At 73.9% G+C, this 14,188-nt stretch carries 13 protein-coding genes; 6 read left to right on the top strand and 7 right to left on the bottom strand.

The window, feature by feature from the left end; genetic code table 11:
- Positions 1-75: 75 nt before the first annotated feature.
- The gene (locus tag OG559_RS13995) at positions 76-807 is read left to right on the top strand and encodes a hypothetical protein (RefSeq protein WP_405115801.1); all 732 of its coding nucleotides are present in this window, start codon (positions 76-78) and stop codon (positions 805-807) included.
- A gap of 8 nt (positions 808-815) precedes the next feature.
- Here OG559_RS13995 and OG559_RS13990 read toward each other — a convergent pair whose 3' ends face one another.
- From OG559_RS13990 to OG559_RS13980, 3 genes are all read right to left on the bottom strand, one after another.
- Positions 816-1,478 (bottom strand): hypothetical protein, encoded by a 663-nt coding sequence (locus OG559_RS13990; RefSeq protein WP_405115799.1) that lies wholly within the window; start codon positions 1,476-1,478, stop codon positions 816-818.
- 133 nt (positions 1,479-1,611) lie between these two features.
- Positions 1,612-2,670, bottom strand: coding sequence for a type III polyketide synthase (locus OG559_RS13985; protein ID WP_405115797.1), 1,059 nt, complete (start codon positions 2,668-2,670; stop codon positions 1,612-1,614).
- Positions 2,671-2,864: 194 nt separating this feature from the next.
- On the bottom strand, positions 2,865-3,635 hold the full coding sequence (locus tag OG559_RS13980) for a methyltransferase domain-containing protein (protein WP_405115795.1): 771 nt from the start codon (positions 3,633-3,635) through the stop codon (positions 2,865-2,867).
- 45 nt (positions 3,636-3,680) lie between these two features.
- On the opposite strand from OG559_RS13980, the gene OG559_RS13975 reads away from it, so the two are divergent.
- The 4 genes from OG559_RS13975 (at position 3,681) to disA (ending at position 8,291) form a co-directional block, all read left to right on the top strand.
- On the top strand, positions 3,681-4,511 hold the full coding sequence (locus OG559_RS13975; protein ID WP_396670576.1) for a UbiA family prenyltransferase: 831 nt from the start codon (positions 3,681-3,683) through the stop codon (positions 4,509-4,511).
- 136 nt (positions 4,512-4,647) lie between these two features.
- Positions 4,648-5,424, top strand: coding sequence for a hypothetical protein (locus tag OG559_RS13970; RefSeq protein WP_405115793.1), 777 nt, complete (start codon positions 4,648-4,650; stop codon positions 5,422-5,424).
- Positions 5,425-5,515: 91 nt separating this feature from the next.
- The gene (gene radA, locus OG559_RS13965; protein WP_405115791.1) at positions 5,516-6,964 is read left to right on the top strand and encodes a DNA repair protein RadA; all 1,449 of its coding nucleotides are present in this window, start codon (positions 5,516-5,518) and stop codon (positions 6,962-6,964) included.
- A 142-nt stretch (positions 6,965-7,106) separates the two neighbouring features.
- Complete coding sequence (gene disA / locus OG559_RS13960) at positions 7,107-8,291, top strand: DNA integrity scanning diadenylate cyclase DisA (protein WP_405115789.1); 1,185 nt, start codon at positions 7,107-7,109, stop codon at positions 8,289-8,291.
- 88 nt (positions 8,292-8,379) lie between these two features.
- Here disA and OG559_RS13955 read toward each other — a convergent pair whose 3' ends face one another.
- The 3 genes from OG559_RS13955 to OG559_RS13945 all read right to left on the bottom strand — a co-directional run bounded on the left by OG559_RS13955 (position 8,380) and on the right by OG559_RS13945 (position 10,360).
- A complete protein-coding gene (locus OG559_RS13955) occupies positions 8,380-9,129 on the bottom strand; it encodes a hypothetical protein (protein WP_405115787.1) in 750 nt (249 codons plus the stop codon).
- A 161-nt stretch (positions 9,130-9,290) separates the two neighbouring features.
- Entirely contained in the window at positions 9,291-9,851 is a 561-nt protein-coding gene (locus tag OG559_RS13950) for a peptide deformylase (protein WP_405115785.1), read from the bottom strand.
- Positions 9,848-10,360 carry an ACT domain-containing protein gene (locus OG559_RS13945; RefSeq protein WP_350881432.1) on the bottom strand — a complete coding sequence of 171 codons (513 nt, stop codon included), beginning with the start codon at positions 10,358-10,360 and terminating at the stop codon, positions 9,848-9,850. The genes OG559_RS13950 and OG559_RS13945 overlap by 4 nt, the downstream gene beginning before the upstream one ends.
- Positions 10,361-10,456: 96 nt before the next feature.
- Here OG559_RS13945 and OG559_RS13940 point away from each other — a divergent pair, with 96 nt between their 5' ends.
- A complete protein-coding gene (locus OG559_RS13940; protein ID WP_405115783.1) occupies positions 10,457-11,368 on the top strand; it encodes an A/G-specific adenine glycosylase in 912 nt (303 codons plus the stop codon).
- 145 nt (positions 11,369-11,513) lie between these two features.
- Here the strand turns inward: OG559_RS13940 and OG559_RS13935 are convergent, their stop codons facing one another.
- The gene (locus OG559_RS13935; RefSeq protein ID WP_405115781.1) at positions 11,514-14,045 is read right to left on the bottom strand and encodes an ATP-dependent Clp protease ATP-binding subunit; all 2,532 of its coding nucleotides are present in this window, start codon (positions 14,043-14,045) and stop codon (positions 11,514-11,516) included.
- Positions 14,046-14,188: the final 143 nt, after the last annotated feature.

Here is a 14,188-nt window from a genome sequence, read left to right as displayed (position 1 = left end):
AGCGGGAGGAGGGGCCGGTGCGGGACCCTTGAGGCGAACCGCTGTCCGCACACCGAGCCGGTTCGAGGGGGTCCGATGGGCATGCCCGACGCAGATGGTCACGGCCCCTCCGACGGGCTCCCCGGCCTGCCCCCGGAGTGGGGCCGGGTGGTGGTGCCGGACGACGCGTCCGCGCTGGCCGAGGAGGCTGCGCAGGTCCGGCTCGAGCTACGCCCGCAGGCCGGCCTGAGCCGGTGGCGGCGGCTGCTCGGCCTGGCCTCCCGGCCGGACGGCCGGATGTCGCTCGGGCTGCCGCTGCTGGTGCTGCTGGTGGCGTTGCTCACCACCACCGCCGGGCTGTTCGCCGTCACCTGGCCCCGCGCCCCCCGCTCAGGCGACCGCCCCACCGTCGTGCCGTACCCGACGGCGACCGACCTGACCGGTCGCGCGCTGCCGGCCCTGGAACTGGTCGACGCCGACGACTCGATCGTGTCGTTGCGCGCGCTGCTCCCCGCGGTGATCGTCCTGGTGGATGCCTGCCCCTGCCCCGACCGGGTGGCCGAGGCCGCCGCGCTCGCGCCGTCGGGGGTCACCGTGGTCACCGTCCACGGCGCCCGCGCGCTGCGTCCCACTCCGGTGCCGGCCGGCGCGACCGTGCGCGCCCTCGCCGATCCGGGCGGCGGGCTGCGCGCGTTCCTGGGCGTGCCACCCCGCCCCGGCACCGCCACCGCGCTGCTGGTCGGCCGCACCGGCAACCCGGTCCGGGTGGTGCCGGACCTGCGCTCCGCCGACGACTACCGCGCCGACCTGGCCCGCCTCGGTTCCTGACCGTTGGCTCACCAGGACGCCAGGGCCACCACCCGGGCGTCGACCACGATCGGGACGATCCCCGGGGCGGCGGCGGCCAGCTCGATCCGGACCGGGCCGCTCCCGCGGCTCAGCCACGTCGTGGCCGAACCGTCGCAGTTCGCCCGACGACTGTCCCGGTGCCCGGAGCGGACGGTCACCAGCAGGAGCTGCCCCGGACCGACGCACCGGTACTGGACCAGGTGCACTCGCGTGGTGGCCTCGACGACCCGTCGCTGCGAGGGCTGGCCGGGACGCAGCGTCAGCCGGGCCTGCCAGACGCTCCCGGTCACCCCACCGAGCCCGCCGTCGGGGACCTCGCCGTAGCCGGTGCCCGCGTCGTACCGCCCGGTCGCCGGATCGATGACGGCGCCGGACGTCACGCGGCCGGCCCGGTCGACGGTGACGACCAGCCGCTCGTCGCCCCGGGGCACCCGGCCCGGGTCGCCGGAGGTCGCCCCGGACCCGGTGCGCCGGGTCCCGTCACCGGGGCCGCGCCGCTCGTCGTCCCCGGCCGCCGTGGCGGGGCCGCCGGTCGGATCGACCGCAGGGGCCACGGCCCGCCACCATCCGGTGCCGGCGGCCACGACGAGGACGGCCAGCGCGGCGAGCCCTCCGCCCCGGAGCCGGTCAACCACGTCGCTGCCCACCACGCGGTCGAGCCTAGCCAGTCCCCGCCGACCACGAGACCCGGCAAGAGCCCCGCCGGACGGCGGCGCGGTCAGGCAACGCGGCCCGGGCCGGTCAGGCAACGCGGCCCGGGCCTCAAGCGGGGCGGCGACCCGGTCAGGCGGAGCGGTCGAGGAGGGCCGCGTAGAGGGTCAGGCCCGGTCCGAAGGCGAGCATCAGCACCCGGTCGGGCGGCTGTGCCGCCCGCAACAGCCGGTCGAGGATCAGCAGCACCGTCGGCGAGGAGCAGTTGCCGTGCTCCTGCAACGTCGCCCGGGATGCTTCCAGTGCCCGCGACGGCAGCGCCAACTCGCGTTCCACCACGTCGAGGATCCGCGGGCCACCCGGGTGCACCGCCCAGCCGTCCACCTCGGTGAGCCGGGTGCCGTGCCGGGCCAACAGGCCGTCGACCAGACCCCGGACATGGGTCGAGAGCACCTGCGGCACCTTCGGCGACAGTCCCATTCGGAAGCCGGTGTCGGTGACCTCCCAGGTCATGTGGTCGGCCGTGGAGGTGTCGGTGACCGAGGTGACCTCACGCAGCGCGTACCCCCGGCCACCGGGGAGGACCACGGCGGCGACGGCGGCGTCCGAGAAGAGCGCGTGGGAGACGATCTGCTGGGTGTCCAGCCGAGCCGTGGCGGGCTGGATGTGCAGGCTGGTCAGCTCGGCGCAGAGCAGCAGCGCGGGGCGCTGCCGTGCCGTGACGAAGTCGCCGGCTGCGCCGAGCCCCGGCAGGGCTGCATAGCAGCCCATGTGCCCGACGAACATGCGCTGGGTGTCCGGGGCCATGCCCAGGTCCCGGGCGAGCAGGATGTCCAGCCCAGGGGTGGCGTACCCGGTGCACGAGCAGACGACGAACAGGCCGATGTCGCGGGCGTCCAGACCGGCGGCGGTGAGCGCCCGGCCGACCGCCTCCTTGCCCAGCGGCAGCGCCTCGACCTGGTAGCGGCGCAGCCGGCGCTCGGTCGACCAGTCCGAGACGTCCTCCAGCAACGGGTTGACCGCCGCCTGCCGCCGGTCCACCCCGGAGTTGGCGAAGATCCGCTCCGCCAGCGCCCGGGTCCGGCCGGAGAATTGCTTCGAGAAAAAGCCCTGCCAGAGCTCGTCCTGCGCGGCACCTGGCGGCTGCGCCGTCCCCATGCCCGCGATCACCGGTACGGCCACGTTCCCCACCTCTCGTCCGCGAACCCCCATGTCGTCCCCGTGTCGCCTTCGTCCGACGACCACGGGACCGCCTTCCTCACGTTCACCAACGAGGGGCCGGCCGCCGCGGTCCGGGACGCCGCCCGGGTCGCGGGCGGGACACCCACGACGCGCACCCTCGGGTGGCCCCTTCCCGGCGCCCCAGTACCCCGACACCGACCCGGCTACCCGCGCCGGACCCCCCGCCCCTGGTACAGCACCGAAGTCGACCAGGTCGGCCTGATCCGTGGCGCCCGCCCGACCGTCGTCGGCCGTGGACGACCACCGGAGCGGATCCGGCGCAGCAGCCAGGCCAGTGTCCCGACCAGCCCCGGGCGGACGCCCCGGACCCGCAGGTCGATGCCATGCCGGGCGCACTCGGCGACCAACTCCCGGTGGTCCACGAACAACCGTGGATCGTGGATGCCCCGGGGCACCGTCGGCAGCCGCTCGCCGATCTCGACCGCGATCAGCCGGCTCAGCGCGGTGTCGTTGAGGGTGTCCAGGACCAGCAGCCCGCCCGGACGGAGCAGCCGGCACGCCTCGGCCACCGCCCGCCGCCAGTCGGGCACGTGCTCCAGCAGCTCACCGGCGGCCACCACGTCGGCGCAGCCGTCGGCCAGCGGCACGGCGGTGGCGTCGCCGTTGACGGGGGTCACCCCGTGCCGCGCGGCCTGGGCCAGGGCCGAGCGGGTGAGGTCGACCCCGACGTGTCGGTAGCCCCTGCCGGCCAGGTGCGGGGCGAGCAGCCCGGCGCCGCAGCCCAGGTCGACCAGGAGTGCGTCGGGCCGGGCGGCCGGCGGCACGAGGGCCGCCCGGGCCCGGGCCAGCCAGTGCAGCATGGCGAACGCCCCGTCGGGACGCCACCACTCGTCGGCCAGGTCGTCGTACTGCCGTGGATCGTTCGGGGGTAACAGGCGGGGGCGGTCGGACACCCGGGACGAACCGTCGCGCATGGCACGAGCGTGGCACGACTGGACGGTAACGACCAGACTTCCCTTATGTCGACGACGGTGTTAGGGCTGGTCAGGGCAAGTCATCCCGAGCCCGCCGTGGCGGTGACCGTGGTCGCCGGGCTGCTCGCCCAGGGAGTGGGGCACCGCCCGTCCGGGGTGGCCGTGGTGGCGCTGACGGTGCTCGCCAGCCAGCTCGCGGTCGGCTGGTCCAACGATCACCTGGACGCCGACCGGGACGCCGCGGTGGGGCGTACCGACAAGCCGGTCGCGAGCGGCGCGGTCAGCACACGGGCGGTCGGCCTGGCCGCAGGGGCGGCAGCCCTGGCCACGTTCGGACTGGCGGCGGCGACGACCAACCGGACGGCGGCGGTCTGGGCGGCCGTGGCCCTGGTCTCCGCGCTGTCCTACAACTGGCCGCTGAAGTCGACCCGGGTCTCGGTGCTGCCCTATGCGGTCTCCTTCGGGGCGCTGCCCGCCTTCGTGGTGCTGGCCCTGCCCGGCACGCCCGCCCCGCCGGCCTGGCTGGTCGCCGCCGCCGCCCTGCTCGGGGCCGGGGCGCACTTCGCCAACGTGCTGCCGGACCTGGCCGATGACGCCCGGACCGGGGTGCGCGGGCTGCCGCACCGGCTCGGCGCGGCGGGCAGCCGGGTGGCCGCCGCCGGGCTACTGCTCGCGGCGACCGTCACCCTGGTCGTCGGGCCGCCCGGGCCGCCGTCGTGGGCCGGGCTGTCGGCCGTCGCGACCGCCGCACTGGTGCCACCCCTGACCTGGTACGCCGGCCGCGGCGCCCGCCGGGGGGTGGCCGCCTTCCGGGCGGTGATGCTGGTGGCGCTGATCGACGTGGTGCTGCTGGTGGCGAACGGCCGGGTGGTCTGAGCGCCCCCGGGAAGGTGGTGGTACCGGGTCGGCGTGCGGCTCCCGATCAACCCCAACTACCCTGAAGCCGGGCTGCGCGGGTATGGCCACCGTGCCCGGTGACGGCCGGGTGGGGATCGTGACGAGGAGGACCGACGTGACGCGCTCGATCAGGGGTTCCCGGCGGGCGGCCCTGCTGCTGTCCGGCGTGGCGGCGGCGACCGGCCTGCTGGCGACCGGTTGCGGCGCCGGCCAGGTGGCCGAGACCGCCAACAAGACCCCGTCGGTCCAGGGCGTCAACGTCCAGACTTCGGAAAACGGCTACAAGGTCCGCGGCCTGTACGTCGAGTACCCGGGCGGCGGCGACTACCAGTCCGGCGGGAACGCCGCCGTCAACGCGGTGCTCTACAACGACACGCAAAGCCCGGTGACGGTGACCGTCACCACGGACAGCGCGCGGGAGATCGTGCTCACCGGCAGCGCGTCCGGGTCCGCCAGCCCGTCCGCGTCGGCCAGCGCGTCGCCGTCGGCCAGCGCGTCGCCGTCGGGCAGCGCCAGCCCGTCCGGGTCGGCCAGCCCGTCGGAGGGCGGCTCGCCGTCCCCGTCCGAGGGCGCGTCGGAGAGCCCGTCCCCGTCGGCCAGCCCGTCCGCCCCCGCCGGCGAGCCGGCCCGGATCGAGATCCCGGCCCTCAGCTACGTCCAGCTCAACGTGCAGGGCGGCCGGTCCCTTCAGCTCGTCGGCCTGAACGAGGACCTGCTCGTCGGCCAGCAGGTCAACCTGACCTTCGACTTCGGCAACGGCACGACCCTCAGCACCCCGGCCCCGATCGGCGTCCCGCTGACCCCGCTCCCGCAGCCCTCCCAGATCGTCGAGCGCGAAGGCTCGCACGGCCAGGAGGGTGGCACCGAGGCCGGCGCGGGCCACGGCGGCTGACGCCCCGCACCACCGACCGTCGACGGCACCGTCGGCGTGGCACCCGCCACGCCGGCGGTGTTTCGTCGTACGGGGGGACTAGCGTTCCGGTGTGACGACGCCCCGAGCGACACCCTCCTCCCGAGCGACCCCGCGCGTGGGCCGGGCCGCCCGCGAGCCCCGTCCGGCCTACGAGTGCGACGCCTGCGGGCACCAGCCCCCGAAGTGGGTGGGGCGCTGCCCGGAGTGCGGCGAGTGGGGCTCGGTGGTCGAGTCCACCGTGACCGGTCCGACCGTCGCCGGCCGGGTGGTCAGCTCCCGGATGCCGGCCGAGCCGGCCCGTCCCATCGCCACCATCAGCGCCGCCCCCGCCAGGGCCCGGCCGACCGGGGTCAGCGAGCTGGACCGGGTGCTCGGCGGCGGCCTGGTGCCCGGCGCCGTGGTGCTGCTCGCCGGCGAGCCGGGCGTGGGCAAGTCCACGCTGCTGCTCGACGTGGCCCAGCAGTGGGCGGCCACCGCCGGCAGCCCGTCGCTCGTGGTCAGCGGCGAGGAGTCGGTCAGCCAGGTGCGGCTGCGCGCCGAGCGGATGGGCGCCCTGCACGACCAGCTCTGGCTGGCCGCCGAGAGCGACCTGGGCGCGGTCCTCGGCCACCTGGACGCGGTGAAGCCGGGGCTGCTGGTGCTCGACTCGGTGCAGACCATCTCCACCCCCGGCACCGAGGGCGTGCCCGGCGGGGTGACCCAGGTGCGGGCCGTCACCGCCGCCCTGGTCGCGGTGGCCAAGGAGCGCGGCCTCGCCACCGTGCTGGTCGGTCACGTCACGAAGGACGGCCAGGTGGCCGGCCCCCGGGTGCTGGAGCACCTGGTCGACGTGGTGCTGCACTTCGAGGGCGACAAGCACTCCTCGCTACGGATGGTGCGCGGCGTGAAGAACCGGTACGGCGCCGCCGACGAGGTCGGCTGCTTCGAGATGCACGAGGGCGGGATCAGCAGCCTCGCCGACCCGTCCGGGCTGTTCCTGACCCGCTACTCGGAGCCGACGCCGGGCACCTGCGTCACGGTGGCGATGGAGGGTCGGCGGGCGCTGGTCACCGAGGTCCAGGCGCTGATCGGCGCGACGGTCGCGGGCTCGCCCCGGCGCACGGTGTCCGGGCTGGACGGGGCCCGGCTGGCGATGGTGCTGGCGGTGCTCCAGCGTCGCGCCGAACGGCTGACCCTGCACGACCGGGAGGTCTTCGCGGCCACCGTCGGGGGCATCCGGGTGGTGGAGCCGGCGGCCGACCTCGCGGTCGCCCTGGCGGTCGCCTCCGGCGGGCTCAACCTGGCCATCAATCCGCACCTGGTGGCGATCGGCGAGGTCGGGCTGACCGGAGAGGTGCGCCGGGTCGGCGCGGTGCCACGCCGGCTGGCCGAGGCGGCCCGGCTCGGGTTCCGGGTGGCGCTCGTCCCGACCGGATGCGGCCCGGAGAGCGTCGGGGCGGGCCCGGAGAACATGCGGGTGATGGAGGTCACCGACGTGCGCTCGGCGCTCCAGTGTGCCGCCCGCGCATCCGCGGAGTGACCGACGGTGGCGGCCGGGCAGGACCGCCCGTGCGATACCGGACAAGCGCGGCAGAGCGCCCGGCGGGTCCATCGGGTGCCGTCGTGACACATCACAGTAACCACGACAGCACCCACCGCACGCCAGTCCGTAGACTGTGCGGGTGCCGATCGACCGCGATGCCAGCAAAACCGCCGGCGCGACACCCCACGCCCGCACCGGCGCCGTGGGCTCGCCCGGCCGTCCGATCAGCGTCAGCGTGACCGGGAGCGCCAGCGGCGCGAGTGGGGACCCGCTACGGGCCAACCTGGCGCTCATGGCGCCCGGCACCGCGCTGCGTGACGGCCTGGAACGGATCCTGCGCGGCCGGACGGGCGCGTTGATCGTCCTCGGCTACGACAAGGTGGTCGAAGGGCTGTGCACCGGCGGCTTCCCGCTGGACGTGGAGTTCTCGGCGACCCGGGTCCGCGAGCTGTGCAAGATGGACGGCGCGGTGGTGCTGTCCAGCGACGGCACCCGGATCGTCCGGGCCGCCGTGCACCTGATGCCGGACCCGTCGATCCCCACCGAGGAGTCCGGCACCCGGCACCGCACCGCCGAGCGGGTGGCCCGACAGACCGGCTACCCGGTCATCTCGGTCAGCCAGTCGATGCGGATCATCAGCCTCTACGTCAACGGCCAGCGGCACGTGCTGGACGACTCGGCGGCCATCCTGTCCCGGGCCAACCAGGCCCTGGCCACGCTTGAGCGCTACAAGCTGCGCCTCGACGAGGTCTCCGGCACCCTGTCCGCCCTGGAGATCGAGGACCTGGTCACCGTCCGGGACGCGGTGGCGGTGGTGCAGCGGCTGGAGATGGTCCGCCGGATCGCCGACGAGATCGCCGGGTACGTGGTGGAACTGGGCACCGACGGCCGGTTGCTCGCCCTCCAGCTCGACGAGCTGATGGCCGGCGTGGACGCCGACCGCACCCTGGTCATCCGGGACTACCTGCCCACCGGCCGCAAGCCCCGCACATTGGACGAGGCGCTGGTCGAGCTGGACCTGCTGGGTTCCACCGAGCTGATCGACCTGGTCACGGTGGCCAAGGCGATCGGCTACCCGGCGGCCTCCGACGCGCTGGACGCGGCGGTCAGCCCGCGCGGGTTCCGGCTGCTGGCGAAGGTCCCCCGCCTGCCGGTGGCGATCGTCGACCGGCTGGTGCTGCACTTCGGCAGCCTCCAGCGGCTGCTCGGGGCCACCGTGGAGGACCTACAGGCCGTCGAGGGCGTCGGTGACGCCCGGGCCCGGGGCGTCCGGGAGGGGCTGTCCCGGCTCGCCGAGGCGTCCATCCTGGAGCGCTACGTCTGACCCGCCCTGACCCGCCCCGCCTGACCCGCCTGACCCGCCCCGCCTGGCCCGACCCGCCTGGCCCGACCCGCACGGCGGGCCGTTCGGCTCAGCCCGTGACGGTGAACTTCACCGGCTCGCTCAGCTTGGTGTCCAGCCGCCCGAAGACCTGGTAGCTCCCGGCCGGCGGGAACGGGCCGTTCGCCAGCCCGTCCTTGCAGCGGCTGGTGTCCTTGCCGTTCCAGTCCACCTGGTACGACCGCTCGAAGCCCGGGGTGAACGACTGCACGTCCGAGCCCTTCACGTTGCCGCAGGTGTCGGAGGACCAGACCTTCTCCGCGCCGGACTTCACGTACAGCTCCTGGAAGTCCGCGCCGACGTCCCGGCTACAGGTGCGGTTCGACCTGTTCTTGATCTTGAGATGGAGGCTGACCACGGCGCCCCGCTGCGCCGACGACGGCGCCGCCACCGGCGTCACCGAGATCTCTGCGTCGGTGCATGCCCCGACGTCGGTGCCCGGGGCTGCCGGAGCGTCGTTCCCGCCCGGACCGGCCGGGGATCCCGGGTCGCGCGGAGCGCCGGACGAGCCGGCGTTGCTGCCGGAGTCATCCGGGCCGCCAGGGGTGCCGGTCTGCGAGGGCAGCACCGAGCCGCTCGGGTCCGGGGCTGCGGACGGGTCGCCGGCAGCCGGGGCCGCAGTCGGCGTCGGTGTCGCCTTCGACTGCGGGGTGGTGCCGGTGTTACCCGCATTGTTGCAGGAATAGAGCAGGACAATCAGGAAGAGAAGCCCCGCTCCGACCACGACGGCACGACGCCGCCAGTACACAGCGGATGGCAGGGGGCCGACCGTCAGACGCATGATGCCTCCACCGTAACGGCGTGCCCCACCCTCGTCCGGCGCGACGCGCCGGACCACCCTCCGGTCACCGGTACGACTCTCCACTCACGACGGCCGCCCGCCCCGGTCCGCCGGCGACGCCGGGCGGGCCGCCTCCCGGCCCAGGCCCCGCCCGGCCAGGCTCACAGGTACACCTTGCGCTGGTAGATCGCGTGCGCACCGGCCACCCGGTCGAGGAAGAGCAGGCCGGCGCAGTGGTCGATCTCGTGCTGCAACGCCCGCGCCTCGAACCCGTCGGTGACCAGCCGCACCGGCGCGCCGGTGCCCGGGAGCACCCCCTCGACGACCAGCCGGCTGGCCCGCTTGACGTCGCCCGTCAGATCGGGCACCGACATGCAGCCCTCCCGGCCCGCCTTCCACCGGCTCGCCTCGACCACCCGGGCGTTGCACAGCACGAAGGTTCCGTGCACGGTCACCGCCTTCGGGTGCCCGGTGATGTCGACCGCGAACATCTGGGCGCTCACGCCGACCTGGGGCGCGGCGAGGCCCACGCAGCCCGGCGAGACGCGCATCGTGGCGACCAGGTCAGCGGCGAGGCGGACCACCTCGTCGGAAATCGGGTCCACCTCCGACCCGGGCCTGCCGAGCACCGGGTCCGGGGCGGAGACCACCGGACGTACCTCGCCGGGCACCGCCAGCGCCTCGGCTGTCCAGTCGCCGAGGCCGACGTACTCCGCGGTCACAGCAGGTCCGAGTCCGCCGGGCGGAGGCTGACCCCGACGCCGAGTTCCGCGGCTTTACGGGCCAGCCGGCCGGCCACCTCGTCGGAGGAACCCGGCGGCAGCTCGACCTCGGCCACCACCACGTAGAGCGAGCCGGTCAGCCGGGTGCTCAGGTCGGTGACGTTGCCGCCCACGTCGGTCAGCACCCGGGTCATCGCCGCGACGATGCCCATCCGGTCCGCACCGTGCACCGAGAGCACGTACGGCTCACCGGTCGGCGGCGTCGCGCCGTCGGGGGTGACCGCCCGCACGGTGGCCAGGAGCTGACCGTCGGCGGCGAGCGGGGCCAGCCCGGCCTCGACGTCGGCAGCGGCCGGACCGACGCAGATCAGGGTCATCGCGAAGTGACCCCGCAGCCGGGTCATCGTGGAGTCCGTGAGGTTCGCGCCGAGCCGGGCGAGCACCTCGGCGACGTCGGCCACGATGCCGGGCCGGTCCCGGCCGATGACGGTGATCGCGAGCTCGTTCATCCGGGCATTCTGCCCGATCCGGTCCCGTCCCCCGCACCGCCCCGCCCGGCCCGCCCAACCTGCGGGAAGATCGCCCGTGACATGATCGGCGACGCGATGTCCGAACCCACTTTCGCCACCCTGGTCAGCCGGTGGTACGAGCAGAATGCCCGCGACCTGCCGTGGCGGGCGCCCGGTGTGGGCGCATGGGCGATCCTGGTCAGCGAGGTCATGCTCCAGCAGACGCCGGTGGTACGGGTGCTGCCGGCATTCCAGGCGTGGCTGGCCCGCTGGCCGACCCCCGCCGCGATGGCCGCCGACACGCCCGCCGAGGCAATCCGGATGTGGGGGCGGCTCGGCTATCCCCGTCGGGCGGTGCGGCTGCGCGACTGCGCGGTGACGATCGTCGAGCGGCACGGCGGCGCGGTGCCGGACCGGCTGGACCAGCTACTGGCGCTGCCCGGCGTGGGCACCTACACGGCCCGCGCGGTGGCCGTCTTCGCGTACGGTCAGCGGCACCCGGTGGTGGACACCAACGTGCGTCGGGTGGTCTGTCGGGCGATCGCCGGGGAGCCGGACGCCGGCCCGGCCACCCGCCCCGCCGACCTGGTGGCCACCGAGGAGCTGCTGCCTTCGGAGCCGGCCGCCGCCGCGTTGGCGAGCGCCGCGTTCATGGAGCTGGGGGCAATGGTCTGCATCGCCCGCTCGCCCCGCTGCCCGGGGTGCCCGGTGGAGTCCGTCTGCGCCTGGCGGGCGTCCGGCCAGGCGGCCCCGGCCGGCCCGACCCGCCGGCCCCAGCGGTACGCCGGCACCGATCGGCAGGTACGCGGACTGCTGTTGGCGGTGCTGCGGGAGGCCACCGGCCCGGTGCCGCACCAGCGGCTGGACCAGGTCTGGACTGACGACGTGCAGCGCTCCCGGGCGTTGGCCGGGCTGGTCACCGACGGCCTGGTGGAGCCTGTCGGCGAGGCGAAGTTCCGCCTGGCTGGCGACGGCCCCACGGCACCGGCGCTGCCCACGGGCGGCTGACCCACCGACCCGGCCGGGGCCCGACCCGCCGCCCCTGGACGATCCGTCGGGGGTGGGAACGGCACGACGAAAGGCGACGGCCCCGGTGGCTCTCGCCGACCGGGGCCGTCGCCCTCTACGCTGTCGTCTACCTCAGCGCTGTCGCCTACTCGTCCGCGCCCGCGGCGGCGGTACCGCCGAGGTCCGCCGGGACGGCGTCCGGCACGGCGTCCGGCCGGTCGGTGCCCCGGAAGACGAGATGGGACTTGTCGATGTTGTTCGGGTCGCCCTCGCAGTCCACGACCACGATCTGACCCGGGGTCAGCTCGTTGAACAGGATCCGCTCGGACAGGTTGTCCTCGATGTCGCGCTGAATCGTCCGACGCAGCGGACGCGCCCCGAGCACCGGGTCGAAGCCCTTGAGCGCCAGGTACTTCTTGGCGTTGTCGGTCAGCTCCAGGCCCATGTCCTTGTTGCGCATCTGGCCCTCGATGCGGGCGATCATGATGTCCACGATCGACAGGATCTCCTGCTGACGCAGCTGGTGGAAGACGATGGTGTCGTCGATCCGGTTCAGGAACTCGGGCCGGAAGTGCTGCTTCAGCTCGTCGTTGACCTTCTGCTTCATCCGGTCGTAGTTGGACTCGGAGTCGTCCGACGCCTGGAAGCCCAGCGACACCGCCTTGGCCACGTCACGGGTGCCCAGGTTGGTGGTCAGGATGATGACCGTGTTCTTGAAGTCCACGATCCGGCCCTGACCGTCCGTCAGACGCCCGTCCTCCAGAATCTGGAGCAGGGTGTTGAAGACGTCCGGGTGGGCCTTCTCGATCTCGTCGAACAGGACCACCGAGAACGGCCGGCGGCGCACCTTCTCGGTCAGCTGCCCGCCCTCGTCGTAACCGACGTAGCCGGGAGGGGCGCCGACGAGCCGGGACACCGTGTACCGGTCGTGGAACTCGGACATGTCCAGCTGGATCAGGGCGTCCTCGCTGCCGAACAGGAACTCGGCGAGCGCCTTGGACAGCTCGGTCTTACCGACGCCGGACGGGCCGGCGAAGATGAACGAGCCGGACGGCCGCTTCGGGTCCTTCAGGCCGGCCCGGGTCCGCCGGATCGCCCTCGAGACCGCCTTGACCGCGTCCTCCTGGCCGATGACGCGCTTGTGCAGCTCGTCCTCCATGCGCAGCAGGCGGGAGGTCTCCTCCTCGGTCAGCTTGTAGACCGGGATGCCGGTCCAGTTGCCGAGGACCTCGGCGATCTGCTCGTCGTCGACCTCGCTGACGACGTCCAGGTCGCCGGCCTTCCACTCCTTCTCCCGCTGCGCCTTCTGGCCGAGGAGCTGCTTCTCCTTGTCGCGGAGCTGGGCCGCCCGCTCGAAGTCCTGCGCGTCGATCGCGGACTCCTTGTCGCGGCGGACCTGGGCGATCCGCTCGTCGAAGTCCCGCAGGTCTGGCGGCGCGGTCATCCGGCGGATCCGCATCCGAGCACCGGCCTCGTCGATCAGGTCGATCGCCTTGTCCGGCAGGAAGCGGTCGGAGATGTAGCGGTCGGCCAGGGTCGCGGCGGCCACCAGGGCGGCGTCGGTGATCGACACGCGGTGGTGCGCCTCGTAGCGGTCGCGCAGGCCCTTGAGGATCTCGATGGTGTGGGCCAGCGACGGCTCACCCACCTGGATGGGCTGGAACCGCCGCTCCAGGGCGGCGTCCTTCTCCAGGTGCTTGCGGTACTCGTCCAGGGTGGTCGCGCCGATGGTCTGCAGCTCACCCCGGGCCAGCATCGGCTTCAGGATGCTCGCCGCGTCGATCGCGCCCTCGGCCGCACCCGCTCCGACGAGGGTGTGAATCTCGTCGATGAACAGGATGATGTCGCCGCGGGTGCGGATCTCCTTGAGGACCTTCTTCAGCCGCTCCTCGAAGTCACCGCGGTAACGGGAGCCGGCGACCAGCGCGCCGAGGTCGAGGGTGTAGAGCTGCTTGTCCTTCAGCGTCTCGGGCACCTCGCCCTTGATGATCTTCTGGGACAGGCCCTCCACCACGGCGGTCTTGCCGACGCCGGGCTCACCGATCAGGACCGGGTTGTTCTTGGTGCGGCGGGACAGCACCTGCATGACCCGCTCGATCTCCTTCTCGCGCCCGATGACCGGGTCGAGCTTGCCCTCGCGGGCGGCCTGGGTCAGGTTCCGGCCGAACTGGTCCAGCACCAGGCTGGTCGACGGCGCGGCCTCGCCCGGGGCGGCCCCGGCGGCGGCCGGCTCCTTGCCCTGGTAGCCGGAGAGCAGCTGGATGACCTGCTGGCGGACCCGGTTCAGGTCAGCGCCGAGCTTCACGAGGACCTGGGCGGCGACACCCTCGCCCTCGCGGATCAGGCCGAGCAGGATGTGCTCGGTGCCGATGTAGTTGTGGCCGAGCTGCAGCGCCTCGCGCAGCGACAGCTCCAGCACCTTCTTCGCCCGAGGCGTGAACGGGATGTGCCCGCTCGGCGCCTGCTGGCCCTGGCCGATGATCTCCTCGACCTGCTGACGGACGCCCTCCAGGGAGATGCCGAGGCTCTCCAGGGCCTTTGCCGCGACACCCTCACCCTCGTGGATCAGGCCCAGCAGGATGTGTTCCGTCCCGATGTAGTTGTGGTTGAGCATCCGGGCCTCTTCTTGGGCCAGGACGACAACCCGTCGCGCTCGGTCGGTGAACCGCTCGAACATGCCCTCGTGCTCCTCACGTGCCGTGCGCCTTGATGTCAGATCTCGGCGGGGCCGGTGCGCGGACGTCCGGGATGGGCGTCCGTGCCTCCTTACTCTATCGCCGCGGACCGACTCCGCTGAGGTCGTGTGTCCTCGGCGGGAGC

This window comes from Micromonospora sp. NBC_01405 (genome assembly GCF_045040155.1).
Classification (GTDB): Bacteria; Actinomycetota; Actinomycetes; order Mycobacteriales; family Micromonosporaceae; genus Micromonospora.
The sequence above is the reverse complement of the archived record's forward strand: the minus strand, read 5'-3'. Positions and strand labels throughout refer to the sequence as shown.

Bases quoted from the DNA above. Each gene is read 5' to 3' on its own strand.
- OG559_RS13980 (WP_405115795.1), bottom strand. From the start codon at position 3,635: ATGCGCGACGGTTCGTCCCGGGTGTCCGACCGCCCCCGCCTGTTACCC.
- OG559_RS13975 (WP_396670576.1), top strand. From the start codon at position 3,681: ATGTCGACGACGGTGTTAGGGCTGGTCAGGGCAAGTCATCCCGAGCCC.
- OG559_RS13935 (WP_405115781.1), bottom strand. From the start codon at position 14,045: ATGTTCGAGCGGTTCACCGACCGAGCGCGACGGGTTGTCGTCCTGGCC.
- OG559_RS13995 (WP_405115801.1), top strand. From the start codon at position 76: ATGGGCATGCCCGACGCAGATGGTCACGGCCCCTCCGACGGGCTCCCC.
- OG559_RS13945 (WP_350881432.1), bottom strand. From the start codon at position 10,360: ATGAACGAGCTCGCGATCACCGTCATCGGCCGGGACCGGCCCGGCATC.
- OG559_RS13955 (WP_405115787.1), bottom strand. From the start codon at position 9,129: ATGCGTCTGACGGTCGGCCCCCTGCCATCCGCTGTGTACTGGCGGCGT.
- OG559_RS13940 (WP_405115783.1), top strand. From the start codon at position 10,457: ATGTCCGAACCCACTTTCGCCACCCTGGTCAGCCGGTGGTACGAGCAG.